Source organism: Streptomyces sp. NPDC001851 (genome assembly GCF_040297165.1).
In the GTDB taxonomy this organism is placed as follows: Bacteria; Actinomycetota; Actinomycetes; order Streptomycetales; family Streptomycetaceae; genus Streptomyces.
The window spans coordinates 285,150-310,975 of sequence record NZ_JBEOYR010000009.1 but is presented as its reverse complement, the minus strand read 5'-3'; the positions used below and the strand labels follow the sequence as shown (position 1 = coordinate 310,975).

Sequence of the window (25,826 nt, the reverse complement as noted above, 5' to 3'; positions counted from 1 at the left end):
GGCCGCCTCCGGTGGGAGGCGGCCCCTTCGGTCGTACGGCTGCTCAGCCCAGCTTGGTCACATCACGCACCGCGCCCTTGTCGGCGCTGGTGGCCATCGCCGCGTAGGCGCGGAGGGCGGCGGAGACCTTGCGGTCGCGGTTCTTGGGGGCGTAGACGCCGTTCAGGGCCTGCTCGCGGCGGGCCAGTTCGGCCTCGTCCACCAGCAGCTCGATCGTGCGGTTCGGGATGTCGATGCGGATGCGGTCGCCGTCCTGGACCAGGGCGATGGTGCCACCGGAGGCCGCCTCCGGGGAGGCGTGGCCGATGGACAGGCCGGAGGTGCCGCCGGAGAAGCGGCCGTCGGTGACCAGCGCACAGGACTTGCCGAGGCCGCGGCCCTTCAGGTACGAGGTCGGGTAGAGCATCTCCTGCATGCCGGGGCCGCCCTTGGGGCCCTCGTAGCGGATGACGACGACGTCGCCGTCCTTGACCTCCTGGGTGAGGATCCGCTGGACGGCCTCCTCCTGGGACTCGCAGACCACGGCCGGGCCCTCGAAGGTCCAGATGGACTCGTCGACGCCGGCCGTCTTCACCACGCAGCCGTCGACCGCGAGGTTGCCCTTGAGGACGGCCAGGCCGCCGTCCTTGGAGTAGGCGTGCTCGGCGCTGCGGATGCAGCCGCCCTCCGCGTCCTCGTCCAGGGCCTCCCAGCGCTCGGACTGGGAGAAGGCCTCGGCGGAGCGGACGCAGCCGGGGGCCGCGTGCCACAGCTCGACCGCCTCGGGGGACGGGGAGCCGCCGCGGACGTCCCAGGTCTTCAGCCAGTCGGCCAGGGACGGGCTGTGCACGGCGTGCACGTCCTCGTTGAGCAGGCCCGCGCGGTGCAGCTCGCCGAGGAGGGCGGGGATGCCGCCGGCGCGGTGCACGTCCTCCATGTAGTACGTGCGGTTCTTCGCGACGTTCGGGGCGACCTTCGCCAGGCACGGGACGCGGCGCGAGACGGCGTCGATCTGCTCCAGACCGAAGGGGACGCCCGCCTCCTGGGCGGCGGCCAGCAGGTGCAGGATCGTGTTGGTGGAGCCGCCCATCGCGATGTCCAGGGCCATGGCGTTCTCGAAGGCCTGGAAGGTGGCGATGTTGAGCGGGAGGACCGACTCGTCGTCCTGCTCGTAGTAGCGGCGGGTGAGGTCCATGACCGTGCGGGCGGCGTCGACGTAGAGCTGCTTGCGCGCGGTGTGGGTGGCGAGGACCGAGCCGTTGCCGGGGAGCGAGAGGCCGATGGCCTCGGTCAGGCAGTTCATGGAGTTGGCGGTGAACATGCCGGAACAGCTGCCGCAGGTCGGGCAGGCGTTCTCCTCGATGCGGAGGATGTCCTCGTCGGAGATCTTGTCGTTGACGGCGTCGGAGATGGCGTCGACCAGGTCGAGCGTGCGGACCGTGCCGTCGACCAGGGTGGCGCGGCCGGACTCCATGGGGCCGCCGGAGACGAACACCGTGGGGATGTTGAGGCGCAGGGCGGCCAGCAGCATGCCCGGGGTGATCTTGTCGCAGTTGGAGATGCAGACCAGGGCGTCGGCGCAGTGCGCCTCGACCATGTACTCCACCGAGTCCGCGATCAGGTCGCGGGAGGGGAGGCTGTAGAGCATGCCGCCGTGGCCCATCGCGATGCCGTCGTCCACGGCGATGGTGTTGAACTCGCGCGGGATGCCGCCCGCCTCCTTGATCGCCTCGCTGACGATCCGGCCGACCGGCTGGAGGTGGGTGTGGCCCGGCACGAACTCGGTGAAGGAGTTCGCGACCGCGATGACCGGCTTCCGGCCGATGTCCGCACCGGGTACACCGGAGGCGCGCATCAGGGCGCGGGCGCCCGCCATGTTGCGGCCGTGGGTGACTGTGCGGGACCTCAGCTCGGGCATCGTCGCTCGCTCCTTCGAAGAACTGCTGCCAGAGAGTTCTGACTGTCTCCGAGCGTACGCCGGTGCTCCAAACGCTGGACACGGTTGTCCGGAATGCGGGACGCGCGTTTCACCGGCGCCCGCCTCACGGAGCCGTCAGATGCCCCTGGACGACGGGGGCGACCCGGGCGATGATCTGTTCCAGGTCCGCGGACGCCAGCGGCTCCAGCTTGATGACGTAACGCATCATCGCCGTGCCCACCAGCTGCGCGGCCGCCAGCTCGGCCCGCAGCTCCGGGTCCGGCAGGTCCACCTGGGCGGCGATCCGGCGCAGCAGCTGGGAGGCGACGAGGCGGCGGAAGACGGCGGCGGCGGTCTCGTTGTTCACGGCGGACCGGAGGATCGCGAGGAGGGGCGTACGGGTCGTGGGGTTGTCCCAGACGCCGAAGACGAAGCGGGTCAGCCGCTCCCCCACCCCCTCCAGGGGACCGTCGGCCACCGCGTTCGGCGCGTTCAGCGCGGGTGCGAAGGCGACCTCGATGGCCGCCTCGAACACCTGCTCCTTGGTGCCGAAGTAGTGGTGGACGAGCGCCGGGTCGACCCCGGCCGCCTTGGCGATCCCGCGTACGGACGTCTTCTCGTACCCGCGCTCGGAGAACTCCTCGCGGGCCGCGGTGAGGATGCGGTCGCGGGTGTCGGCGGACTCGGCGCGTGGCGGGCGGCCTCGTCTGCGGGCCGCCGGCTCACCGGTGGCGGACGTGTCGCTCATGGCCGGAGTCCCGTTCCTCGCCGGGGCATCCCTGCCGTCGACCCCAGGTGCTTGCGGGTGAAGGCCAGGGCCTCGGCGAGGTCGGCCTCGCGCTCGGCGCTGGACATCGCCCGGCGGGTGTTGACCTCGATGACGACATGGCCGTCGAATCCGGACAGCGTCAGGTGTTCCAGCAGCTCGGCGCAGGGCTGGGTGCCGCGGCCGGGCACCAGGTGCTCGTCCTTGGCCGAGCCCCGGCCGTCGGCGAGGTGCACGTGCCCCAGCCGGTCGCCCATGCGGCCGATCATGTCCAGGGCGTTCGCGCGGGCCGTCGCCGTGTGGCTGAGGTCGATCGTGAAGTGCCGGTAGTCGTCGTTGGTGACGTCCCAGTCGGGGGCGTAGGCGAGCATCTCGCGGTCGCGGTAGCGCCACGGGTACATGTTCTCGACGGCGAACCGTACGTCCGTCTCGTTCGCCATCCGCCAGATCCCGTCGACGAAGTCGCGCCCGTACTGCCGCTGCCAGCGGAAGGGCGGGTGCACGACGACGGTGGAGGCACCCAGCTTCTCCGCGGCCGCCTGGGCCCGCTGCAGCTTCACCCAGGGGTCCGTCGACCAGACCCGCTGGGTGATCAGCAGACAGGGGGCATGGACGGCCAGGATCGGGACGCCGTGGTAGTCCGACAGGCGGCGCAACGCCTCGATGTCCTGGCTGACGGGGTCGGTCCACACCATGACCTCGACGCCGTCGTACCCGAGGCGCGCGGCGATCTCGAAGGCCGTCGCCGTGGACTCCGGGTACACGGAGGCCGTGGACAGGGCGACGGAGACGTCCCTTGGTTCAGCCACGTCCGTCACCTTACGGGGTCGGGTGGTGAGGGTGTTGGGTGCCTGTTCGCCGTTGTGAGGTTTGCCATTCGGGCGGGGGCGGCTGCGTGGTCGCTTCTCGCGCAGTCCCCCCGCCCCTTCCAGGGGCGCTAGTCGGAGCCCATGTGATCAAGGCGGCGCAGGATCACGCCCTCCCGCAGGGCCCACGGGCAGACCTCCAGGCTCTCCACGCCGAACAGGTCCATCGCGCCCTCGGCCACCAGCGCACCCGCCAGCAGCTGGCCGGCCCTGCCGTCCGAGACCCCCGGCAGCTCGGCGCGCTGGTCGGCTGTCATGCCGGCCAGCCGCGGCACCCAGGCCTCCAGGGACTCGCGCTTGAGTTCGCGCTGGACGTACAGGCCCTCGGCGCTGCGGGCCGCGCCGGCGATGCGGGCGAGCTGCTTGAAGGTCTTCGACGTGGCGACGACGTGGTCGGGGGCGCCGAAGCGGCTGAATTCGCCGACCGTGCGGGCGATCTCCGTGCGGACGTGGCGGCGCAGGGCGCGTACGGCCTCGGGGGCGGGCGGGTCGCCGGGCAGCCAGCCCGCGGTGAGCCGGCCGGCGCCGAGCGGCAGGGAGACGGCGGCGTCCGGCTCCTCGTCTATGCCGTAGGCGATCTCCAGGGAGCCGCCGCCGATGTCCAGGACCAGCAGTTTCCCGGCGGACCAGCCGAACCAGCGGCGGACCGCGAGGAAGGTCAGGCGGGCCTCCTCCTCACCGCTGAGGACCTGGAGCCGTACGCCGGTCTCGTCGGCCACGCGCGCGAGGACCTCGTCGGCGTTGCCGGCCTCCCGGACGGCCGAGGTCGCGAACGGCAGCAGGTCCTCGACGCCCTTGTCCTCGGCGGCCTGGAGCGCGTCCTTAACGACCTCGACCAGCTTGTGGATGCCGTCGTCGCCGATGGCACCGCTGTCGTCGAGGAGCTGGGCGAGCCGTAGTTCGGCCTTGTGCGAATGCGCGGGCAGCGGGCGCGCGCCGGGGTGGGCGTCCACCACCAGCAGATGCACCGTGTTCGAACCCACGTCCAGGACACCGAGTCTCATATACGGAACGCTACTGCCAGATCGTCGGTCCACGGTCCCCGGAGCGGTCCTGGGCCACTTACTCTGGACGAGTGCCAAAGACGAAGAAGGCGAAGGCCGGCAAGCCGGACAAATCTCGTAAGAGCGCCGCACCCTCCAAGGAAGCGGCGGTGAGCGACGAGAAGGGGCTCGACTTCGCGCGCGCCTGGGTGGAGTTTCCTGATCCTGCGGACGACGAGCAGGTCTTCCGCTGTGATCTGACATGGCTGACCTCCCGCTGGAACTGCATCTTCGGCAGCGGCTGCCAGGGCATCCAGGCGGGCCGCGCGGACGACGGGTGCTGCTCGCTGGGCGCGCACTTCTCGGACGAGGACGACGAGAAGCGGGTCGCCGGGCATGTGGCCCGGCTCACGCCGGAGATCTGGCAGCACCACGCCGAGGGCACCCGGAACGGCTGGATCTCCGAGGACGACGAGGGCTCCCGCCAGACCCGCCCGTTCCAGGGCTCGTGCATCTTCCAGAACCGTCCGGGGTTCGCGGGCGGCGCGGGCTGCTCCCTGCACATCCTCGCGCTGCGGGAGGGCCGGGAACCGCTGGAGACCAAGCCGGACGTGTGCTGGCAGCTGCCGATCCGGCGGACGTACGACTGGATCGACCGCCCCGACGACACACGGGTCCTCCAGGTGTCCATCGGCGAGTACGACCGCCGGGGCTGGGGCCCGGGCGGCCACGACCTGCACTGGTGGTGCACCTCGGCGACCTCGGCGCACGGCGCGGGCGAGCCGGTGTACGTCTCCTACCGGGCCGAGCTGACGGAACTGATGGGCAAGGCCGGCTACGACCGCCTGGCCGAGCTCTGCGAACAGCGACTGGCCTCGCAGCTTCCCCTGGTCGCCCCGCACCCGGCCGACCCGGCCCCGTAGCCCCGGCGGCCCCGGCCGCCGAGCGCCCCCGCTTCCCGCCCCGGCACACCCCATCCCTACCCCCCGGAAGGACTCGGCATCCCGCTCCCCGGCTGGGGCGGTGTCGGGGTCGGGGAGTCGGAGGGGGTCGGTGGGTTCGTGGCGGTCGGGGTGGGGGTCGGGTCCGGTGAGGGCGGGGCCTGGGTGGGCGGGGGGCCGGTGGGGGGTGTGCTGGACGCGGGCGGGGTGGGGGCGGAGGACGGCGGCGGGGGTGTGGGGTGGCGGGTCGGTGCGGGGCCGTAGCCGTCGATGGAGACCACGGCGCCGGCCGGGGAGATCGCCAGCTGTGCGTGCCAGTGGCCGGAGGGCTCGCGCAGACGGTCGACGTACACCTTGATCGTCAACGTCTCGCCGGGCCGGAGGGTTCCCGAGGACCGGCTGAGGTAGAGCCAGTCCGCCGAGGCGGACGCGGACCAGGCGACCGGCCCGGAACCCGACGCGCTGAGGGTGATCAGCGTGGTGTCGCCGTCGCCTGCGGCGCTGACGTCGAGCTGTCCGGAGCGCGCGTCGCCCCTGCCGTGGACGCTGACGACCTCCACGGAGACGTCCGCCTCACTGTCCTCACCGAGCCGGGCGCCGGGCTTCGCGCTGGCGTTCCCGGCGTTCTCGTAGCCGCCGGCCGTGTCACTGCCGAGGGCGTCGGGGCTCTGCGCCTCGCGCGCGGTGGCCGAGGGGCCCTCCCCCTCCGCCGTCGGGGCGCCCCGGTAGGCGGCCCACAGGGCGAGGACGGGGGCGGCCACCACCGTGGCGACGACCGTCGTCGTCACCGCACGTGCGCGTAGCCGGTCGCGGCGGGCCACGCGGTCCTTGGGGTCCATCGGGAAGCCCCGCCGGTCGAAGCGGGGTACCGCCACGCCACGCGCGCGTGCCGGGCGGGTCAGGGCGATGTGCAGGGCCGCGCGGGGGGCCTCCAGGACGGGCAGCTCGGCCGGGGTGACCGTGGCGCCGGGCCAGCGGCCGGGAACGGCGCGCTCGGCGGTGCGGCGGCAGCGCGGGCAGTCGTCGACGTGGCGGACCAGCTCGCGGCGCAGCGCCGTACTCAGGACCAGGCCGCTGTCCCCGGTGAGGTGGCCCACGCTCGGACAGCCGCCGGTCTCGACGACGGCGAGGGCCGCGCGGGTGCGCTCGACCTCGCAGGCGGCCGTGGCGAGCAGTTCCCGCGCGGCGGCCTCCGCCATGCCGAGGACGGCGGCGACCTCGTGCGCGGCCAGGTGGTGCCGGACGGCCAGTTCGAGGGCCTCGCGCTGCTCGGGGGTGGTACCCGCCGCCTCCGGCCAGGCCAGCAGGGCCAGTTCGCGCCGCCGCCGCTCCTGGACCTCCGGTGCGACCGGCGGGTCGGGCACCTGGGGCCCGGCCGGCTTCCCGGCGCCGGAACGGCCGGCCGCGTGGGTGGCCTGACGTTTCTGCTTGGCCTCGGCCAGCTTGCGCAGGCATGCCCAGCGGGCCAGCGCGTACAGCCAGGCCCTGCGGTCGGCGGCGGAACGAGGGGCGCGGTGGCCGCGCCCCTCGGCCAGCGCGAGGGCGTCGCCCAGGGCGGCGGTGGCCGCGTCGTGGTCGCACAGCACCGACAGACAGTAGGTGAACAGTCCGTCCAGGTACGGCTCGTAGCGCGCCGGCGGCCGCTGGGCGAGGGTGCGCGCGGCGGTGCGGTCACGCGTCTCGCGCTGCACGCGGTGCGCTCCGGTGCTGCGGGTGGTGGTCTCCGGACTGCTGCTCGTCACCCGTGCGACCGTAGGCGGCCGTGGAGTGCCCCTTCTCGAAGCTTGAGCACTTTTAACCCGCACGGGTGAAACGATCCCTCATAAGGGGACAGGAACCCTTTGTTCCGTGGCGCGATTCCGACGGTTGGTGGCCGATACCGGTTCACCCTCCCGGCAGCCCGGGGACGCGTTCGGACAGCCCGGGGACCCGTTGTCAGTGCCGCGGGCTACGGTTTCCGCATGGCTGCCCGTACCAAGACCACCAAGGACCGCCCGTCCTACCGCTGCACCGAGTGCGGCTGGCAGACGGCCAAGTGGCTCGGCCGCTGCCCCGAGTGCCAGGCATGGGGCACGGTCGAGGAGTACGGCGCGCCCGCGGTGCGTACGACGGCACCGGGCCGGGTCACCACCTCCGCGCTGCCCATCGGCCAGGTCGACGGCCGGCAGGCCACCGCCCGCCCGACCGGCGTGCCCGAACTGGACCGGGTGCTCGGCGGCGGCCTGGTGCCCGGCGCGGTCGTGCTGCTCGCGGGCGAACCCGGCGTCGGCAAGTCCACCCTGCTGCTGGACGTGGCCGCCAAGTCCGCGAGCGCGGAGCACCGCACGCTCTATGTCACCGGTGAGGAGTCGGCGAGCCAGGTGCGGCTGCGCGCCGACCGCATCGGCGCCCTCCATGACGAGCTGTATCTGGCCGCCGAGACCGATCTGTCCGCCGTCCTCGGCCACTTGGACGAGGTGAAGCCGTCCCTGCTGATCCTCGACTCGGTGCAGACGGTCGCCTCCCCGCAGATCGAGGGCGCGCCCGGCGGCATGGCCCAGGTGAGGGAGGTGGCGGGCGCGCTGATCCGGGCGTCGAAGGAGCGTGGCATGTCCACCCTCCTGGTGGGCCACGTCACCAAGGACGGCGCGATCGCGGGCCCCCGCCTCCTCGAACACCTGGTGGATGTCGTCCTGCACTTCGAGGGCGACCGGCACGCGCGCCTGCGTCTGGTGCGCGGCGTGAAGAACCGCTACGGCGCCACGGACGAGGTCGGCTGCTTCGAGCTGCACGACGAGGGCATCACCGGCCTCGCCGACCCCAGCGGCCTGTTCCTGACCCGCCGGGCCGAGCCGGTCCCCGGCACCTGCCTGACCGTCACCCTGGAGGGCCGCCGCCCGCTGGTGGCCGAGGTGCAGGCCCTGACCGTCGACTCCCAGATCCCCTCCCCGCGCCGGACGACCTCCGGCCTGGAGACCTCACGCGTGTCGATGATGCTGGCCGTCCTGGAGCAGCGCGGCCGGATCAGCGCGCTCGGCAAGCGGGACATCTACTCCGCGACGGTGGGCGGGGTGAAGCTGTCGGAGCCGGCCGCCGACCTCGCCATCGCCCTCGCGCTCGCCTCCGCCGCCAGCGACACCCCGCTGCCGAAGAACCTGGTGGCCATCGGGGAGGTCGGCCTCGCGGGCGAGGTGAGACGGGTCACGGGCGTGCAGCGCAGGCTCGCCGAGGCGCACCGGCTGGGCTTCACGCACGCGCTCGTGCCGACCGATCCGGGCAAGGTCCCGCCCGGCATGAAGGTCCTGGAAGTCGCGGACATGGGGGACGCGCTGCGGGTGCTGCCGCGCTCCCGTCGCCGAGAGGCCCCCCGGGAGGCGGAGGAGCGCCGGTAGACTTTGCCCAGGTCTCGCCCGTCCGTACGAACCGCGTACGGGTAAGGGAGCGCGTCAGAACCTGCGACCGGAGGAGTGCAGTGGCAGCCAACGACCGGGCAGCAGCTCCCGGAAAGTCCGGTGGGAGTGCCGGTTCCGATGGCCTGATGCGCGCCTCGCTGAGCGCCGTGGCTCCCGGTACGGCCCTGCGCGACGGCCTTGAGCGCGTGCTGCGCGGCAACACCGGCGGGCTGATCGTCCTCGGCTCCGACAAGACGGTCGAGGCGATGTGCACGGGCGGGTTCGTCCTGGACGTGGAGTTCACCGCGACCCGGCTGCGGGAGCTGTGCAAGCTGGACGGCGGCATCGTGCTGTCCTCGGACCTGTCGAAGATCCTCCGGGCCGGTGTGCAACTGGTCCCGGACCCGACCATCCCCACGGAGGAGACGGGCACCCGGCACCGCACGGCGGACCGGGTGAGCAAGCAGGTCGGCTTCCCCGTGGTCTCCGTCTCCCAGTCGATGCGCCTGATCGCCCTCTACGTCGACGGCCAGCGGCGCGTCCTGGAGGACTCGGCGGCGATCCTGTCCCGCGCGAACCAGGCGCTGGCCACGCTGGAGCGCTACAAGCTGCGCCTGGACGAGGTGGCGGGCACGCTGTCGGCGCTGGAGATCGAGGACCTGGTGACGGTGCGGGACGTGTCCGCCGTCGCACAGCGGCTGGAGATGGTCCGGCGCATCGCCACCGAAATCGCCGAGTACGTGGTCGAGCTGGGCACGGACGGGCGTCTGCTCGCGCTGCAGCTGGAGGAGTTGATCGCGGGCGTCGAGCCCGACCGCGAGCTGGTCGTCCGGGACTACGTCCCCGAGCCGACGGCGAAGCGGTCCCGCACGGTCGAGGAGGCGCTGTCCGAGCTGGACGCGCTGACCCACGCGGAGCTGCTGGAGATGGGCACGGTGGCGCGTGCGCTGGGCTACACCGGGTCTCCCGAGACGCTCGACTCGGCGGTGTCCCCGCGGGGCTTCCGGCTGCTGGCCAAGGTTCCGCGTCTTCCGGGCGCGATCATCGACCGGCTGGTGGAGCACTTCGGCGGCCTGCAGAAGCTGCTCGCCGCCAGCGTGGATGATCTGCAGGCGGTGGACGGTGTGGGCGAGGCCCGGGCGAGAAGCGTGCGGGAAGGCCTGTCCCGTTTGGCCGAGTCGTCCATCTTGGAGCGGTACGTCTGAGTTTCGGCCGGGCGTCTCATCGCTCGGGGGCGCGTGTCCGGCCGGCGGCTGAACCGCGCCGCCCTCCCTCTCAGTCGGCCGACAGCACGAAAGACGCCCGCGCCTTCCCGAACCCCGGTGCCTTCGCCTCCAGCAGGTACGTCCCCGCACCGGCCGAGCCCCCGGAGACCTTCCCGCACCGCGGAGCACTCCGCTTCCGGTCCCACTTCACGGTGTACGTGATGCTCCGCCCCGCCGGCACCCGGAACACCAGACTCCCCGCGCCCCGGGGGCAGTCGGCCGACGACCAGAACGCGTCGTCCCCGTCCGCCGGCGTGATCGTCAACTCCGTGCTCTTCGGCCCGAGATCGAGCTTGCAGTCGGCGGACGAGCCGTTCTTCGCGGTGAGTTCGAAGGTCGGCGTCTGGTCGGGCGAGTAGGAGTTGCGCAGGCTCCGCAGGCTCAACGCGACCGCTCCGGAGGTGCAGTCGGGCAGCGGGGAGGACGCCGGGAGCGCGTCGCCCGTACCGACGTTGCCGCCACCGGAAGCCGAACCCGAGCCGCCGGCCGAGCCGCCGCCGGACCCGGAGGAGCCGGTGGAGCCGCCGTCCGAACCGCTGCCGCCGCCGGAACCGGAGTCGCTCCCGCCGGAGCCGCCGCCCGACTCGTCGCGCCCGCCCGGGTGTTGGCTGATCGCGGGCCCGGACGAGGACGGTCCCGGGGTGATCGTGGGTGCGGGATTCTTGTCGTTGGATCCGCCGGCGCTCTTCTTGCCGCTCCCGCCGCCGGCGGTGACGATCCACGCGATCAGCAGCGCCAACACCGCGAACACCGACAGCAGTACGACCCTCCTTCGCCAGTAGATGGAGGAGGGAAGCGGCCCGACCGGATTGCGCAGAGATCCCACGGCGCAAACTGTACGAGAGATCCCCGCGCCCGCTTGCGCCACCCGCCGCACGAGCACCAACTTTTCCCGATCATCATCCCGGCAACTGCCGTCAGCCGCGCGGATCTTCATCCATCACAACGCTGCGTGACCGCGCCGTCACCCGTCAGGCGGGCCGAGCCGTGGCAGGATCGGAAGGCCATGACTGAGAAGCTCCACACCCCCGTGATCGCCTGGTTCGACGCCCATGCCCGCGACCTCCCCTGGCGCCGCCCGGAGGCGGGCCCGTGGGGTGTGATGGTCAGCGAGTTCATGCTCCAGCAGACCCCGGTCAGCCGGGTGCTGCCCGTCTACGAGGAGTGGCTCGCCCGCTGGCCGCGCCCCGCCGACCTGGCGAAGGAGGCGCCGGGCGAGGCGGTGCGCGCCTGGGGCCGGCTCGGCTATCCGCGCCGGGCGCTGCGGCTGCACGGCGCGGCGGTCGCCATAACGGAACGGCACGGCGGGGACGTACCGACGGACCACGCGCAGCTCCTCGCGCTGCCCGGCATCGGCGAGTACACGGCCGCCGCGGTGGCCTCCTTCGCGTACGGGCAGCGGCATCCGGTGCTGGACACGAATGTGCGCCGGGTCTTCGCGCGCGCGGTGACGGGGGTGCAGTACCCGCCCAACGCGACGACGGCCGCCGAGCGCAGGCTCGCCCGTGAGCTGCTGCCGGAGGACGAGGGGACCGCCGCGCGCTGGGCGGCGGCCTCCATGGAGCTGGGCGCGCTGGTGTGCACGGCGAAGAACGAGGGGTGCGCGCGGTGCCCGATCGCCGCGCAGTGCGCCTGGCGGCTGGCCGGCAAGCCGGAGCACGCGGGCCCGCCGCGCCGCGGGCAGACGTACGCCGGTACGGACCGGCAGGTGCGCGGCAAGCTGCTGGCCGTGCTGCGGGAGGCGCACGCGCCGGTGCCGCAGGCGGTGCTGGACCGGGTGTGGCACGAGCCGGTGCAGCGCGCCCGCGCGCTCGACGGGCTCGTCGCGGACGGTCTGGTGGAGCCGCTGCCGGGCGGTCTGTACCGGCTGCCGCTGGGCTGACGGACAGCCAAGTCACAGTCACCGCGCCTCTGTTACGGACCCATCAGACTGGCAAAGCCCTGCATAAATGGACATAAGGGTCGGCCTTCTTACCCCGTTCCCACGGCCGTTACACAACCGACGGATAGCCGATTGCTAGCCGCAGGCTGGTTCGGACAACGCCGTGACAACCACTCCGTAGGTTCTCTTCCATGCCCGGCAGACCACCGGGCACTGGGACGAAGGACTTCAGGCATCGGGCCGGAGTGAACGGGGAACGGGAGGCGGTTGATCATGGCGCAGGGCGAGGTGCTCGAGTTCGAGGAGTACGTCCGCACCCGGCAGGACGCGCTGCTGCGCAGCGCTCGCCGACTGGTGCCGGACCCCGTCGACGCCCAGGACCTGCTGCAGACGGCGCTGGTGCGCACGTACGGCCGCTGGGAGGGCATCGCGGACAAGCGGCTCGCCGACGCCTACCTGCGCCGCGTCATGATCAACACCCGTACGGAGTGGTGGCGGGCGCGCAAGCTGGAGGAGGTCCCGACCGAGCAGCTGCCCGACGCGTCCGTGGACGACGCCACCGAGCAGCACGCCGACCGGGCCCTGCTGATGGACATCATGAAAGTACTCGCACCGAAGCAGCGGAGCGTCGTGGTGCTGCGACACTGGGAGCAGATGTCCACGGAGGAGACCGCCGCGGCCCTCGGCATGTCGGCCGGTACGGTCAAGAGCACGCTGCACCGGGCGCTCGCCCGGCTCCGCGAGGAGCTGGAGGCCCGCGATCTGGACGCACGCGCGCTGGAGCGTGAGGAGCGGGAGCGTTGCGCGGCCTGACCGGGGCCGGGTCCGTCGGGACCCGAGGAATCACGCAGGCGGTGATCGCGGCGGGGGCCGCGCTCGCCGCCATCGCCCTTTTCGTCGCCGCTAGCGGCACGGGGGGCACCGGCACCCGGGACGAGGGCCCGGCACACGCGTCGGCGGCCGTGGGAGCCGTCGACGCTCCCAAGTCCAGCCCGAGCCCGACCAGCCGCTACCAGCGAGTGGACGCGGTCTCCCTGCTCAAGAGGGACCCGGCGGTCTCCACGGCGGTGAAGCGGGAGCTGAAGCCGTGCAGCGGCGACGACTACCCTGTCGAGGCCGCCTACGGCGATCTGACCGGCGGGCCCGTCAACGACGTCCTGGTCAACGTGTGGGTCTGCGGTGACGAGGTGGGCATCGGCACGTACGTGTACCGGGACGTCGGGGGGACGTACGAGAATGTGTTCAAGGCGGAGGACTCGCCGGTCTTCTCGGAGATCGACGGCCACGAGCTGACCGTGACCAAGCAGGTGTACGACACGGACGACCCGGCGGCCAACCCGTCCAGGGAAACCGTGATCACGTACCACTGGAAGGCGGGCCGGTTCGCCGAGCGGACCCGGCACGAGAACCGCTACAGCAGAACCGGCGGCGACGCGGCGCCCGCGCAGGACAACTGACCCGCACACGCACAACACCACGAGGACTGAGAGCACCGGGATGGCCGACCAGACCCACGTCCTGTTCGTCGAGGACGACGATGTCATCCGCGAGGCCACCCAGCTCGCCCTGGAGCGGGACGGCTTCGCGGTCACCGCCATGCCCGACGGGCTGTCGGGCCTGGAGGCGTTCCGGGCGAACCGCCCCGACATCGCCCTGCTGGACGTCATGGTCCCCGGCCTGGACGGCGTCAGCCTGTGCCGTCGCATCCGCGACGAGTCGACCGTGCCGGTGATCATGCTGTCGGCGCGCGCCGACTCCATCGACGTCGTCCTCGGCCTGGAGGCGGGCGCCGACGACTATGTGACCAAGCCGTTCGACGGCGCGGTGCTGGTCGCGCGGATCCGGGCGGTGCTGCGCCGCTTCGGGCACGCGAGCGGCAGCGGCCAGGCCGAGCCCGGAGCGGACGCGGTGAACGGCGGGGTGCTCGTCTTCGGGGACCTGGAGATCGACACCGAGGGCATGGAGGTACGCCGGGCCGGGCAGCCGGTGGCGCTCACCCCGACCGAGATGCGCCTGCTGCTGGAGTTCTCCTCGGCGCCGGGCACCGTGCTCTCCCGCGACAAGCTGCTGGAGCGGGTCTGGGACTACGGCTGGGGCGGGGACACCCGGGTCGTCGACGTGCATGTGCAGCGGCTCCGCCAGAAGATCGGCCAGGACCGGATCGAGACCGTCCGCGGCTTCGGCTACAAGCTGAAGGCCTGAGCGGGGCGGCGATGCGGGGGATCCTCCGACACCCGGTCCGGCGCGTGGAGCGCGCGGGCCTGCACACCGGACTCAGATGGAAGCTCAGCGCGGCGATCGCGCTGGTGGCCGGGCTGGTGGCGATCGTGCTGAGCCTGGTCGTGCACAACGCGGCCCGGGTCTCGATGCTCGACAACGCACGCGACCTGGCCAACCAGCGCCTCCAGTTCGCGCAGCTCAACTACGACCAGAACCGGCGGCCGAACTTCCCGAACGTCAAGATCGACGACTCCGAGCTGCCGGCCGCGCTGCGCGAGAAGGTCACGGACGGCCGCAAGGCCAGCGATGTCATCGACCGCGACGGAGTGCCGGACATCTGGGCGGCCGTGCCCACCAAGGACGGCCATGTGCTGTCCCTGCACAGCCATATGCCCGACCGTTCCACCGACGTGATGAAGGACCTCGACCAGGCGCTGGTCATCGGGTCCGTCGCCGTCGTGCTCGGCGGCAGCGCGCTCGGCGTGCTGATCGGCGGGCAGCTGTCCGGGCGGCTGCGCAAGGCGGCGGCCGCCGCGAACCAGGTGGCCAAGGGCGAGACCGACGTCCGGGTCCGGGAGGCCATCGGCGGGGTCGTACGGGACGAGACCGACGATCTCGCGCGCGCCGTGGACGCCATGGCGGACGCGCTGCGGCAGCGGCTGGAGGCCGAGCGGCGGGTCACCGCCGACATCGCGCACGAACTGCGCACCCCGGTGACGGGCCTGCTGACGGCCGCCGAACTGCTGCCGCCGGGCCGGCCGACGGAGCTGGTCCTGGACCGGGCGAAGGCGATGCGCACGCTCGTCGAGGACGTCCTGGAGGTGGCCCGGCTCGACGGCGCCTCGGAGCGGGCCGAGCTGCAGGACATCATGCTCGGCGAGTTCGTCACCCGGCGGGTGGCCGCCAAGGACCCGGACATCGCCGTACGGGTGGTGCACGAGTCGCAGGTCACCACCGATCCGCGGCGCCTGGAGCGGGTGCTGTTCAACCTGCTCGCCAACGCGGCACGGCATGGCAGGCCGCCGATCGAGGTGACCGTCGAGGGCCGGGTCATCCGGGTCCGCGACCACGGTCCCGGCTTCCCCGAGGAGCTGCTCGCCGAGGGGCCGAGCCGCTTCCGCACCGGCAGCAAGGACCGCGCCGGTACGGGCCACGGGCTGGGCCTGACCATCGCGGCGGGCCAGGCCCGGGTACTCGGCGCCCGCCTGACGTTCCGCAACGTCCGCCCCGCCGGGACCCCCGACGGCATCCCCGCGGAGGGCGCGGTGGCGGTGCTGTGGCTGCCGGAACACGCGCCGACGGCGACGGGCAGCTACCCGATGCTGCCGTTGTCGGGGGGCAGCGCCTCGTAGCGCGGCGCGAGTTGCGGCGCCGTCGGCCGAAGGCGCCGCAACTCGCGCCGCGCGGCGGAGCGTCAGGCGCTCAGCAGCCCCAGTCGCGCTCCGGATCCAGCCCGCCCTCCCGCCGCTGCGTGAACGAGAACCAGTTCCCGGAGTCGTCGCGGAACAGCGCCTCCGTGCCGTACGGCCGCTCCTGGGGCTCCTGGAGGAACTCCACCCCCCGCTCCTTGAGCTTCTTGTAGTCGCCGTGGATGTCATCGGTCGCCAGCACCCCCGCGCCCAGCGCCCCCTTCGCGATGAGCTTCCTCATCATCTCCGCGGACTCGGGGTCCATCGCGGGCGGCCCGGGCACCATGAGCGTCAGCTCCACGTCGGGCTGGCCGGGGGCGCCGACGGTGAGCCAGCGCATGCCGCCCTCCCCCATGGTCATGTCCGTACGGACCTCAAGGCCCAGTTTCCGGGTGTAGAAGTCCTTGGCCCGGTCCTGGTCGAGGACCCAGACGGTGGTGATGGCAAGCCCCTTGATCATGGTTCTGCTCCCCTGTCGGCGGCGTGGTGCGGTGGGACGGATTCCCGTTCGTCACCGTAGGCAGGGCCGGGCCCGGGGCGCTTCTCCGATCTTGCGGTGCTGAATCCGCCGGCCCAGAGCATGGCGTAGCAGCCGGGTATCAGGGAGGCACCGCGGCCCACGTGCCGGGCGCGGTACTCGCTCGGGGTGAGGCCGGTGCGGGCCTTGAAGCGGGCGGAGAAGGTGCCGAGGCTGCTGAAGCCGACGAGCGTGCAGATCTCGGTCACGGTGAGGTTGGCGCAGCGCAGCATCTCCTCGGCCCGCTCGATGCGCCGGTGGGTCAGATACTGGCCCGGCGTCTCGCCGTAGGCGTCCCTGAAGGCGCGCAGGAAGTGGAACCGCGAGTACCCGGCATGCGCGGCGACCGCGCCGAGATCGAGACCGGGGTCGGCCCAGTCCCGGTCCATGACGTCCTTGGCCAGACGCATACGGCGCAGCTTGTCCATGCGACCGATGGTGGCACGGGGCACTGACAACGGCTCCGGCCGGCGCGAACACGGAAGGCCCCGGGGGCGGACACGACCCCGGGGCCTTCGGCTCGGGCACACCTCACACGGCTTCGACGACCTGCACCGGAGCCACCTCGTCACCGGCGTCCGCCGAAGGCTTCCCGCCCCTCAGCGGGACCTCCTTCACGAACAGGGCCGCGATCAGCACGAGCACCGCGATCGCCGCGCCCAGCAGGAACGCCGAGTGCGTACCGGCGGACACCGCGTGCTGGTACGCGTCCCGGATGGGCGCCGGCAGCATCTTGATGTGCTTCGCGTCCAGCGCGGCGGTCTTCTCGGTCATGCGCTTGCCCACCGCGCCGCCCCGCTCCGCCATGACGTGCTGAACCCGGTTGTTGAACAGCGCGCCCATGATGGCCACACCGAAGGAGGAGCCGAGCGTACGGAACAGCGTCGAGGACGACGAGGCCACGCCCATGTCCTTCATCTCCACGCTGTTCTGCGCGACCAGCATGGTGACCTGCATCAGGCAGCCCATGCCCAGGCCCAGGACGGCCATGTAGACGCCGGAGGTCAGCCGGGTCGTACCGGTGCCCATCAGGGACAGCAGATACAGCCCGACGATCATCAGCGCGCCACCGGCGACCGGGAAGACCTTGTAGCGGCCGCTGTTGGTGGTCACCCGGCCCGCGACCATCGAGGTCACCAGCATCGCGCCGAGCATCGGCAGGAGCAGCAGACCGGAGTTGGTCGCGGAGGCGCCCTGCACGGCCTGCTGGTACAGCGGCAGGTAGAGCGTGGCTCCGAACATCACGAAGCCGGTGATGAAGCCGATGAGCGACATCAGGGTGAAGTTGCGGCTCCTGAACATGTGCAGCGGTACGACCGGTTCGGCGGCCTTCGTCTGCCAGAACACGAACCCGATCAGCGCGGCGACGCCGATACCGATCAGTTCCATGATCCGCGCGGACGTCCAGGCGTACTCGGCGCCGCCCCAGGTGGTGACCAGCACGATCGCGGTGATGCCGACGGTCAGCAGCACGACGCCCAGATAGTCGATGCGCGCCTGTGCCCGCTTCTTGGGCAGGTGCAGTACGGCGCTGACCAGCGCCAGGGCCACGACACCCAGCGGCAGGTTGATGTAGAACGACCAGCGCCAGCCCCAGTTGTCGGTGATGGTGCCACCGACCAGGGGACCGCCGATCATCGCCAGCGCCATGACGCCGGCCATCATGCCGGTGTACTTGCCGCGCTCCCGCGGCGGGATCAGGTCGCCGATGATCGCCATCACGCCGACCATCAGACCGCCGGCGCCGAGGCCCTGCACGGCGCGGAAACCGATCAGCTCACCCATGTTCTGGGCCATGCCGCTGAGTGCCGAGCCGATCAGGAAGAGCACGATCGAGCCGAGGAAGGCACCCTTGCGCCCGTACATGTCCCCGACCTTGCCCCAGATCGGGGTGGAGGCCGCGGTGGCCAGGGTGTAGCCGGTGACCACCCAGGACAGGTGCTCCAGACCGCCCAGATCGCCCACGATCGTCGGCATCGCCGTACCCACGATCATGTTGTCGAGCATCGCGAGCATCATCGCGATCATGAGCGCGAGCAGGACCACCCGCACGCTCCTGGGCCGTTTGCCCTCCGTACTGCTTCCCACTGTGTCCGCCATCTCTTTCCACTCCCCCTGCGGCGGCTACTTACTTGCCGCCCGGCTAGCTCACTACACTAGGGAAAGTAGACGCCTAACTAGCCGGGCGTCAAGTAAGTTTTCGCGGGAGCGCGAGGAGTACGAGGATGGGCGTCACCATGGACGGCACCAAGCAGCAGCGCCGCGGCAACACCCGCCAGCGCATCCAGGACGTGGCACTCGAACTCTTCGCGGAGCAGGGCTACGAGAAGACCTCCCTGCGCGAGATCGCCGAGCGTCTCGACGTCACGAAGGCGGCCCTGTACTACCACTTCAAGACGAAGGAAGAGATCATCGTCAGCCTCTTCGAGGATCTGACGAAACCGATCGAGGACCTGATCGAGTGGGGCCGCGGCCAGCCGCACACCCTGGAGACCAAGCAGGACCTCGTGCGGCGCTACAGCGAGGCCCTGTCCGGTGCCGAACCGCTGTTCCGCTTCATGCAGGAGAACCAGGCGACCGTGCGGGAGCTGCGCATCGGCGACACCTTCAAGGACCGTATGCGGGGCCTGAGGGACATCCTGATCGACCCCGAGGCCGACCTGGTGGACCAGGTGCGCTCCGTCAGCGCGATGTTCACGCTGCACGCGGGGATGTTCGTGATGCAGGACCTGGAAGGCGACCCCGAGAAGAAGCGCGATGCCGTTCTGGAGGTCGCCCTGGGCCTGATCACACAGGCCCACGAACACGCCCGCGAGAAGGACTGACTCAGACGCTGACGCCGTTGGCGCGCAGGAAGGCGACCGGGTCGACGGCGGAGCCGTAGTTCGGGGTCGTACGGATCTCGAAGTGCAGATGGGGGCCGGTGGAGTTGCCGGTGGAGCCGGAGAGGGCGATGCGCTGGCCGGTCGTGACGGTCTGGCCGGCCCTGACGTCGATCCGGGACAGGTGCGCGTACTGCGAGTAGCTGCCGTTGCCGTGCTTGATCACGACGGCGTTGCCGTACGCGGGACCGTCACCGGCGCCGTTCGGGCCGGCCTTGACGACGGTGCCGCCGTGCGCGGCGACGACCTCGGTACCGGTCGGCACGGCGAAGTCCTGCCCGCTGTGCTTGGCGACCCAGTGACTGCCGGCCTGCATGAAGCCGGCGGAGAGCGTGTACGTCTTCACCGGGTCGACCCAGGAGGCGGCCGACGGGGCGGCAGCGCTCGCGACCCCGGTCCCCAGCACGGCCGTGGCACCGATTCCGGCGGCCAGGACGGCCACGCGGGTGCGGAGCGAAGACGTACGGGAAGAACGGGACGTGACGCGCTGGAACATCGAAACCTCGTGGACTCGGGGACAGAACCGCCACCCCGCGAACAGACGTCCGGCGGAGCGGCCACCCCTTGGTAGCCGAGGACCCCGTCCGGCCCAAAACGCGCCGTCTACGACAGCCGGCCGTAGATGCCGGTAAGCCACCACGCGATTCCAGGGCGAAAACCCTTTTCACTAAGGGCGACGGATCCCACTATCCCCGCTAGTAAGGGACATTTCGCATGTGCCGGTTATCACCGGCCGGCCAAACCGACGATCACGGAAATGTGATGCACGCCTCTGGCGACCTACCGTCCGGTAACCCTACGGTCCCTTTCGCGCCACCCTCGCCGCAGATCATGCCCCTGACATGTCATGCACGCGTACGGACGTACGGACGTGAGAGGACCCCCACCGATGACCAGACGCCCCTGGGCGCACCGCATCTCCGCCACCGCCGTCTCCGTGGCCGCCCTGGCCGCGATGGCCGCCCCGGCCCAGGCCGCGACCGCGGCCGCGGCCGACTCCGCCGCCGCTTCGACGAAGGTCGACTACGCCACCTGGCAGAAGGACTGCCAGACGGTGATGGACCAGGCCCTGCCGTACCTGAAGGAGCGCATCGCCGACGCCGGGCCGGGCGAGAAGCAGGCGATCGTCTTCGACATCGACAACACCACGCTGGAGACCGACTTCGGTTTCAGCTACCCGCAGCCGGCCAACAAGCCCGTGCTGAACGTGGCGAAGTACGCCCAGGAGCACGGCGTCTCGCTGTTCTTCGTCACGGCCCGCCCGGGCATCATCTACCTGCCCACCGAGTACAACCTCGAACACGACGGCTACGACGTCTCCGGCCTCTACGTCCGCGGGCTGTTCGACCTCTTCAAGGATGTCGCCGCCTACAAGACCGCCCAGCGCGTCGACATCGAGAACAAGGGCTACACGATCATCGCGAACATCGGCAACAGCGCCACCGACCTCTCCGGCGGCCACGCCGAGAAGACCTTCAAACTGCCGGACTACAACGGCCAGTTGTCGTAACCGGCGGGTGCCGGACATGGCTGAGGGGCCGGTGCCCGAAGGCACCGGCCCCTTGTGCTCGGCCGATTCGCCGGAGGCTTACGCGTCCTTGCTCAGGTTCGGCCCGGCACCGCCGGCCGCCTGCTCGATCGGCGGGACGTCGGGCAGCGCCGACTTCTCCTCACCACGGAAGGTGAAGGTCTGGGCGTCGCCCTCGCCCTCGGTGTCCACGACCACGATGTGACCGGGGCGCAGCTCACCGAAGAGGATCTTCTCCGACAGCGAGTCCTCGACCTCGCGCTGGATCGTGCGACGCAGCGGACGCGCGCCCAGCACCGGGTCGTAACCCTTCTTGGACAGCAGCTCCTTCGCGGACTGGGAGAGCTCGATGCCCATGTCCCGGTCCTTCAGACGCTCGTCCACCTTGCCGATCATCAGGTCGACGATCCGCAGGATGTCCGCCTGCGTCAGCTGCGGGAAGACGACCACGTCGTCGACGCGGTTGAGGAACTCGGGGCGGAAGTGCTGCTTCAGCTCGTCCGACACCTTGTTCTTCATGCGCTCGTAGTTGGTCTTCGTGTCACCCGAGGCCGCGAAGCCCAGGTTGAAGCCCTTGGAGATGTCCCGGGTGCCGAGGTTGGTCGTCATGATGATGACCGTGTTCTTGAAGTCCACGACCCGGCCCTGGGAGTCGGTCAGGCGACCGTCCTCCAGGATCTGCAGCAGCGAGTTGAAGATGTCCGGGTGGGCCTTCTCGACCTCGTCGAAGAGGACGACGGAGAACGGCTTGCGGCGGACCTTCTCGGTCAGCTGGCCGCCCTCTTCGTAACCCACGTATCCGGGCGGGGAACCGAAGAGACGCGAGACCGTGTGCTTCTCGCTGAACTCCGACATGTCGAGGGAGATCAGCGCGTCCTCGTCACCGAAGAGGAACTCGGCGAGCGCCTTGGACAGTTCGGTCTTACCGACACCGGACGGGCCGGCGAAGATGAACGAACCACCCGGACGCTTCGGGTCCTTCAGACCGGCACGCGTACGGCGGATCGCCTTCGACAGCGCCTTGACGGCGTCGTTCTGGCCGATGACCCGCTTGTGCAGCTCCTCCTCCATGCGGAGCAGGCGGCTGGACTCCTCCTCGGTCAGCTTGAAGACCGGGATGCCGGTGGCCGTGGCGAGGACCTCGGCGATCAGCTCGCCGTCGACCTCGGCGACGACGTCCATGTCGCCGGCCTTCCACTCCTTCTCCCGCTTGGCCTTGGCGGCCAGGAGCTGCTTCTCCTTGTCGCGCAGGGAGGCGGCCTTCTCGAAGTCCTGCGAGTCGATCGCGGACTCCTTGTCCCGGCGGACGGCGGCGATCTTCTCGTCGAACTCGCGCAGGTCCGGCGGAGCGGTCATCCGGCGGATGCGCATCCGGGAGCCCGCCTCGTCGATCAGGTCGATCGCCTTGTCGGGCAGGAAGCGGTCCGAGATGTAGCGGTCGGCCAGGGTGGCCGCCTGGACCAGGGCCTCGTCCGTGATGGAGACGCGGTGGTGCGCCTCGTACCGGTCGCGCAGGCCCTTGAGGATCTCGATCGTGTGCGGCAGGGACGGCTCGGCGACCTGGATGGGCTGGAAGCGGCGCTCCAGGGCCGCGTCCTTCTCCAGGTGCTTGCGGTACTCGTCCAGCGTGGTCGCACCGATGGTCTGCAGCTCACCGCGGGCCAGCATCGGTTTGAGGATGCTCGCCGCGTCGATGGCGCCCTCGGCGGCGCCCGCACCGACCAGGGTGTGCAGCTCGTCGATGAACAGGATGATGTCGCCGCGGGTGCGGATCTCCTTGAGCACCTTCTTCAGGCGCTCCTCGAAGTCACCGCGGTAGCGGGAGCCGGCGACCAGCGCGCCGAGGTCCAGCGTGTAGAGGTGCTTGTCCTTGAGGGTCTCGGGCACCTCGCCCTTGACGATGGCCTGGGCGAGGCCCTCGACGACGGCGGTCTTGCCGACGCCGGGCTCACCGATCAGCACCGGGTTGTTCTTCGTACGGCGGGACAGCACCTGCATGACCCGCTCGATCTCCTTCTCGCGCCCGATGACCGGGTCGAGCTTGGACTCACGAGCGGCCTGGGTGAGGTTCCGGCCGAACTGGTCCAGGACGAGAGAGGTCGAAGGCGTGCCCTCGGCCGGGCCGCCCGCGGCGGCGGTCTCCTTGCCCTGGTAACCGGAGAGCAGCTGGATGACCTGCTGCCGCACCCGGTTGAGGTCTGCGCCCAGCTTGACCAGGACCTGGGCGGCGACGCCCTCGCCCTCGCGGATCAGGCCGAGCAGGATGTGCTCCGTGCCGATGTAGTTGTGGCCCAGCTGAAGGGCCTCGCGGAGCGACAGCTCCAGGACCTTCTTGGCACGGGGGGTGAAGGGGATGTGACCGGACGGGGCCTGCTGGCCCTGGCCGATGATCTCCTCCACCTGCTGGCGGACCGCCTCAAGCGAAATGCCGAGGCTCTCCAGGGCCTTAGCGGCGACACCTTCGCCCTCGTGGATGAGACCCAGGAGGATGTGCTCGGTGCCGATGTAGTTGTGGTTGAGCATCCGGGCTTCTTCCTGAGCCAGGACGACAACCCGCCGCGCGCGGTCGGTGAACCTCTCGAACATCGTTAATCGCTCCTCAGAGCGGTCAGGCAGTGGGGGGAACTTCCCCTCCCTGTCCTTCCGCAGCTTAGTCCCGCAAGCGGGGACCGCTCATTCCAACTGCCGACACCGTCGATGGCCTCCTGACCCCGAACGCCGACATCTGCTCCAACCCGATGGTGCGAGACGATGTTCCCGCAGGCCAGGCAGATATCCCAGTCGCCAGTACGCCGATGGCGAACGTGAGACGGCCCGTTCTGCGTGTCGCCCCCTCCCACTAGGCATGTCTTACCCGCCGGGACGGACACTCCATGCCGCGCGCACCGGTTCCCTCCGCTATGGGCGAACAACCTTGCGCCTCCCCGCACCTCCGCGCGCCCCCCTTTTCGGTACTTTGCGCGATCGTCAGTGCACTCAGCGTAACCCGCCGGTCGCTTCGGCGGTTGCGGTGGGCATGGTCGGCTCGGTCCCCGCGCTCTCAACGGTCCCCCTTCCTCGTCGCCCCTCGGATCCGGGCGTGCCGGACGCCGGTGGTCCTCCGGCCGGCCCGGAGGTCCGGGCCCGTCACTGGTACGAGAACGATCTGGGGTGGGCGACAGTGCCCGGAAGGCCGCTGCGGCTGCTCACCGGGGTGCGGTTCGACGTCCTGGACGTGCCGGCCGAGGCGGGCGCGGGCGCGCTCCGGCATCTCGCGCCGGGCTCTCCGGTGGCGCTGCGGGGCGACCGGATGGGGCTGCTGCTGGCCGCGGGCAGCGCGGAGGAGCTGCCGGGGCTGCTGGACTGGCTGGAATGGGGCGCCGTGGCCCTCGACCTGCGGGTGCTGGGCGCGGGGGACGCGATGGAGGCGCCGGTCCCGCCGGTGGCCGGCCGCGCCGGCGTCACGCCGACGAGGGACGGGTCCTTGGCCGGATCCGTGCAGGGGGCCGCCGTATGGCTGCGGCCCCCTGGGCCTGGAGGCGAGGTCGAGGCCTCGCTGCCGGCGATGCCGGCCCTGGGGCGCGAGAAGAGCGCCCCTGATCTCGTACGGCTGGTGGACACGGTGGCAGCGCACTGTCACCGGGTCCGGCTGCGGCGCCTGCGCGCCGCACTGCCGACCGCCTGCCGGCGGGATCAGCCGTTGGCCTTCTCGTAGGCCTCGCGAATGGTCGCGGGAACACGGCCGCGGTCGTTGACCTCGTAACCGTTCTCCTTCGCCCAGGCGCGGATCGCCGCGGTGTCCTGGTTGCCACCGGAAGCGGCGCGCGTCTTTCCGCGTCCGCCCGACGCACGGCCTCCGGTACGCCGACCGCCCTTCACATAGGGGTCGAGAAGGCCGCGCAGCTTGTCCGCATTGGCGGTCGTGAGATCGATCTCGTACGTCTTGCCGTCCAGCGCGAACGTCACGGTCTCGTCCGCCTCGCCGCCGTCGAGGTCGTCGACAAGAAGGACCTGAACCTTCTGTGCCACCGGATTTCCTTTCATCGATAACGTTGAGGGCCAGGGGTCTGCGGCGTCCGCCGTTTCGCCGCCCCTGTTATATGCAGTACTGCAGTACGTCGGAAAGCAAACCGCTTTTGCCGGAAAAACACAAACCCCTGGGAGAGGACCGGTAGAGGACCGACGGACCGGCTCCGTCCGGAAACATGCGCGTTTCGGACATAGGGAACCGGGGCAATGACGATCACAGATGCAGAAGCATCCGGCTGTTGCCCAAGGTGTTCGGTTTCACTCGTTCGAGACCCAGGAACTCCGCGACGCCCTCGTCATAGGAACGCAAGAGCTCCGCGTACACATCGGTGTCGACCGGCGTCTCCCCGATCTCCACGAAGCCGTGCTTCCCGAAGAAGTCCACTTCGAAGGTCAGGCAGAAAACCCGGCGAACGCCGAGCCAGCGCGCGGTGTGCAGCAACTTCTCCAGCAACTGGTGGCCGACACCGGCGCCCTTGAGGCCGGGCTTCACCGCGAGAGTGCGGACTTCCGCGAGGTCCTCCCACATGACGTGCAGCGCGCCGCAGCCGACCACCTCGGCGTTGTCGTCGCGTTCGGCGACCCAGAACTCCTGGATGTCCTCGTAAAGCGTGACGGTGGCTTTGTCGAGCAGGATGCGGTCACGGACGTAGGCGTCGAGGAGGCGGCGAACGGCCGGCACATCGCTGGTCCGGGCGCGTCGGACGGTGATGGCTTTTGCGGAGACTTCGGGACGCTCTGCTGACATGAGCGGACGCTATCGCCCGTCCGCGCCCCCGGCCGAGCCGGGGTTCTCCCCTTGCCGGGCTTCGGGCGCTTCCCGTTGCGCGGCTTCCTCTTGCACGGCTTCCCGTTGCCGCGGTTCGGTGGCTTGAACGGTTTCCGGGCCCTGGACGATGCGTACGGCGTCGCTGAGGGCCTGGCGCTGTTCCTCGCTCATCATCCCGAAGAAGGCGACGAGTGCGGCGGCCGGGTTGTCGCTCTGCGACCAGGCGTCGTTCATGAGGGCGGCGGCGTACGCGGCCCGTGTCGAGACGGCCTCATATCGATAGGCCCGCCCTTCCGCCTCGCGGCGGACCCAGCCCTTCTGATGGAGATTGTCCAAAACGGTCATCACGGTGGTGTACGCGATGGAGCGCTCCTGCTGGAGGTCTTCCAGGACTTCTCGAACGGTCACCGGGCGGTTCCACTTCCACACCCGCGTCATGACCGCGTCTTCGAGTTCTCCCAATGGGCGAGGCACAACTCAGAATAATAGTGGGAGATCCCGGTAATGGCGTGCCGGACGGGC

General features: G+C 70.8%; 25 protein-coding genes. 11 read left to right on the top strand and 14 right to left on the bottom strand.

The window, feature by feature from the left end:
* Positions 1 to 43: 43 nt before the first annotated feature.
* The 4 genes from ilvD to ABT171_RS16320 all read right to left on the bottom strand — a co-directional run bounded on the left by ilvD (position 44) and on the right by ABT171_RS16320 (position 4,533).
* Positions 44 to 1,897: a dihydroxy-acid dehydratase gene (gene ilvD / locus ABT171_RS16335; RefSeq protein ID WP_351244110.1), complete on the bottom strand. Its 1,854-nt coding sequence runs from the start codon at positions 1,895 to 1,897 to the stop codon at positions 44 to 46.
* A 124-nt stretch (positions 1,898 to 2,021) separates the two neighbouring features.
* On the bottom strand, positions 2,022 to 2,645 hold the full coding sequence (locus ABT171_RS16330) for a TetR/AcrR family transcriptional regulator (RefSeq protein ID WP_351244108.1): 624 nt from the start codon (positions 2,643 to 2,645) through the stop codon (positions 2,022 to 2,024).
* Positions 2,642 to 3,472, bottom strand: a complete 831-nt coding sequence (locus tag ABT171_RS16325) for a sugar phosphate isomerase/epimerase family protein (RefSeq protein ID WP_351244106.1) — start codon at positions 3,470 to 3,472, stop codon at positions 2,642 to 2,644. Before ABT171_RS16325 ends, ABT171_RS16330 begins: the two co-directional genes overlap by 4 nt.
* Positions 3,473 to 3,600: 128 nt before the next feature.
* The gene (locus ABT171_RS16320) at positions 3,601 to 4,533 is read right to left on the bottom strand and encodes a Ppx/GppA family phosphatase (protein WP_351244104.1); all 933 of its coding nucleotides are present in this window, start codon (positions 4,531 to 4,533) and stop codon (positions 3,601 to 3,603) included.
* A gap of 71 nt (positions 4,534 to 4,604) precedes the next feature.
* Here ABT171_RS16320 and ABT171_RS16315 point away from each other — a divergent pair, with 71 nt between their 5' ends.
* A complete protein-coding gene (locus tag ABT171_RS16315) occupies positions 4,605 to 5,435 on the top strand; it encodes a DUF3109 family protein (RefSeq protein ID WP_503075359.1) in 831 nt (276 codons plus the stop codon).
* 56 nt (positions 5,436 to 5,491) lie between these two features.
* On the opposite strand, the gene ABT171_RS16310 is transcribed toward ABT171_RS16315, so the two are convergent.
* The gene (locus ABT171_RS16310) at positions 5,492 to 7,195 is read right to left on the bottom strand and encodes a BACON domain-containing protein (protein WP_351244102.1); all 1,704 of its coding nucleotides are present in this window, start codon (positions 7,193 to 7,195) and stop codon (positions 5,492 to 5,494) included.
* Positions 7,196 to 7,414: 219 nt separating this feature from the next.
* Here ABT171_RS16310 and radA point away from each other — a divergent pair, with 219 nt between their 5' ends.
* Together radA and disA are read left to right on the top strand one after the other, a co-directional pair.
* Positions 7,415 to 8,824: a DNA repair protein RadA gene (radA, locus tag ABT171_RS16305; RefSeq protein ID WP_351244100.1), complete on the top strand. Its 1,410-nt coding sequence runs from the start codon at positions 7,415 to 7,417 to the stop codon at positions 8,822 to 8,824.
* Positions 8,825 to 8,904: 80 nt separating this feature from the next.
* Positions 8,905 to 10,029, top strand: coding sequence for a DNA integrity scanning diadenylate cyclase DisA (gene disA, locus ABT171_RS16300; RefSeq protein WP_351244098.1), 1,125 nt, complete (start codon positions 8,905 to 8,907; stop codon positions 10,027 to 10,029).
* A 70-nt stretch (positions 10,030 to 10,099) separates the two neighbouring features.
* Here disA and ABT171_RS16295 read toward each other — a convergent pair whose 3' ends face one another.
* On the bottom strand, positions 10,100 to 10,915 hold the full coding sequence (locus tag ABT171_RS16295) for a hypothetical protein (RefSeq protein ID WP_351244096.1): 816 nt from the start codon (positions 10,913 to 10,915) through the stop codon (positions 10,100 to 10,102).
* A gap of 180 nt (positions 10,916 to 11,095) precedes the next feature.
* Between ABT171_RS16295 and ABT171_RS16290 the strand changes: the two genes are divergently transcribed.
* The 5 genes from ABT171_RS16290 (at position 11,096) to cseC (ending at position 15,543) form a co-directional block, all read left to right on the top strand.
* Positions 11,096 to 11,971 carry an HhH-GPD family protein gene (locus tag ABT171_RS16290; protein WP_351244094.1) on the top strand — a complete coding sequence of 292 codons (876 nt, stop codon included), beginning with the start codon at positions 11,096 to 11,098 and terminating at the stop codon, positions 11,969 to 11,971.
* A gap of 273 nt (positions 11,972 to 12,244) precedes the next feature.
* A complete protein-coding gene (locus ABT171_RS16285) occupies positions 12,245 to 12,784 on the top strand; it encodes a SigE family RNA polymerase sigma factor (RefSeq protein WP_351244092.1) in 540 nt (179 codons plus the stop codon).
* Positions 12,785 to 12,825: 41 nt separating this feature from the next.
* Positions 12,826 to 13,428 (top strand): hypothetical protein, encoded by a 603-nt coding sequence (locus tag ABT171_RS16280; RefSeq protein ID WP_351244090.1) that lies wholly within the window; start codon positions 12,826 to 12,828, stop codon positions 13,426 to 13,428.
* Between the two features lie 40 nt (positions 13,429 to 13,468).
* Entirely contained in the window at positions 13,469 to 14,173 is a 705-nt protein-coding gene (gene cseB / locus ABT171_RS16275) for a two-component system response regulator CseB (protein WP_351244088.1), read from the top strand.
* An 11-nt stretch (positions 14,174 to 14,184) separates the two neighbouring features.
* Positions 14,185 to 15,543 carry a two-component system sensor histidine kinase CseC gene (gene cseC, locus ABT171_RS16270; RefSeq protein WP_351244086.1) on the top strand — a complete coding sequence of 453 codons (1,359 nt, stop codon included), beginning with the start codon at positions 14,185 to 14,187 and terminating at the stop codon, positions 15,541 to 15,543.
* Between the two features lie 70 nt (positions 15,544 to 15,613).
* On the opposite strand, the gene ABT171_RS16265 is transcribed toward cseC, so the two are convergent.
* The 3 genes from ABT171_RS16265 to ABT171_RS16255 form a co-directional block, all read right to left on the bottom strand.
* Entirely contained in the window at positions 15,614 to 16,060 is a 447-nt protein-coding gene (locus ABT171_RS16265) for a VOC family protein (protein ID WP_351244084.1), read from the bottom strand.
* Positions 16,057 to 16,545 carry a helix-turn-helix transcriptional regulator gene (locus ABT171_RS16260; protein ID WP_351244082.1) on the bottom strand — a complete coding sequence of 163 codons (489 nt, stop codon included), beginning with the start codon at positions 16,543 to 16,545 and terminating at the stop codon, positions 16,057 to 16,059. Before ABT171_RS16260 ends, ABT171_RS16265 begins: the two co-directional genes overlap by 4 nt.
* Before the next feature lie 103 nt (positions 16,546 to 16,648).
* Positions 16,649 to 18,217 (bottom strand): MDR family MFS transporter, encoded by a 1,569-nt coding sequence (locus ABT171_RS16255; RefSeq protein ID WP_351244080.1) that lies wholly within the window; start codon positions 18,215 to 18,217, stop codon positions 16,649 to 16,651.
* A 125-nt stretch (positions 18,218 to 18,342) separates the two neighbouring features.
* Between ABT171_RS16255 and ABT171_RS16250 the strand changes: the two genes are divergently transcribed.
* Positions 18,343 to 18,942 (top strand): TetR/AcrR family transcriptional regulator, encoded by a 600-nt coding sequence (locus tag ABT171_RS16250; RefSeq protein ID WP_351244078.1) that lies wholly within the window; start codon positions 18,343 to 18,345, stop codon positions 18,940 to 18,942.
* Position 18,943: 1 nt separating this feature from the next.
* On the opposite strand, the gene ABT171_RS16245 is transcribed toward ABT171_RS16250, so the two are convergent.
* Positions 18,944 to 19,495, bottom strand: coding sequence for a M23 family metallopeptidase (locus tag ABT171_RS16245; RefSeq protein ID WP_351244076.1), 552 nt, complete (start codon positions 19,493 to 19,495; stop codon positions 18,944 to 18,946).
* A gap of 393 nt (positions 19,496 to 19,888) precedes the next feature.
* Here ABT171_RS16245 and ABT171_RS16240 point away from each other — a divergent pair, with 393 nt between their 5' ends.
* Entirely contained in the window at positions 19,889 to 20,509 is a 621-nt protein-coding gene (locus tag ABT171_RS16240; protein ID WP_351244074.1) for an HAD family acid phosphatase, read from the top strand.
* Positions 20,510 to 20,587: 78 nt separating this feature from the next.
* On the opposite strand, the gene ABT171_RS16235 is transcribed toward ABT171_RS16240, so the two are convergent.
* Positions 20,588 to 23,113 carry an ATP-dependent Clp protease ATP-binding subunit gene (locus tag ABT171_RS16235; RefSeq protein WP_351244072.1) on the bottom strand — a complete coding sequence of 842 codons (2,526 nt, stop codon included), beginning with the start codon at positions 23,111 to 23,113 and terminating at the stop codon, positions 20,588 to 20,590.
* A gap of 430 nt (positions 23,114 to 23,543) precedes the next feature.
* Between ABT171_RS16235 and ABT171_RS16230 the strand changes: the two genes are divergently transcribed.
* Positions 23,544 to 24,221: an SCO3374 family protein gene (locus tag ABT171_RS16230; RefSeq protein WP_351244070.1), complete on the top strand. Its 678-nt coding sequence runs from the start codon at positions 23,544 to 23,546 to the stop codon at positions 24,219 to 24,221.
* Here the strand turns inward: ABT171_RS16230 and ABT171_RS16225 are convergent.
* From ABT171_RS16225 to ABT171_RS16215, 3 genes are all read right to left on the bottom strand, one after another.
* Positions 24,200 to 24,535, bottom strand: coding sequence for a histone-like nucleoid-structuring protein Lsr2 (locus tag ABT171_RS16225; protein ID WP_351244068.1), 336 nt, complete (start codon positions 24,533 to 24,535; stop codon positions 24,200 to 24,202). The genes ABT171_RS16230 and ABT171_RS16225 overlap by 22 nt on opposite strands.
* A 214-nt stretch (positions 24,536 to 24,749) precedes the next feature.
* Positions 24,750 to 25,283, bottom strand: coding sequence for an amino-acid N-acetyltransferase (locus tag ABT171_RS16220; protein WP_351244066.1), 534 nt, complete (start codon positions 25,281 to 25,283; stop codon positions 24,750 to 24,752).
* A gap of 9 nt (positions 25,284 to 25,292) precedes the next feature.
* Entirely contained in the window at positions 25,293 to 25,742 is a 450-nt protein-coding gene (locus tag ABT171_RS16215; RefSeq protein WP_503075358.1) for a BlaI/MecI/CopY family transcriptional regulator, read from the bottom strand.
* Between the last annotated feature and the right edge of the window lie 84 nt (positions 25,743 to 25,826).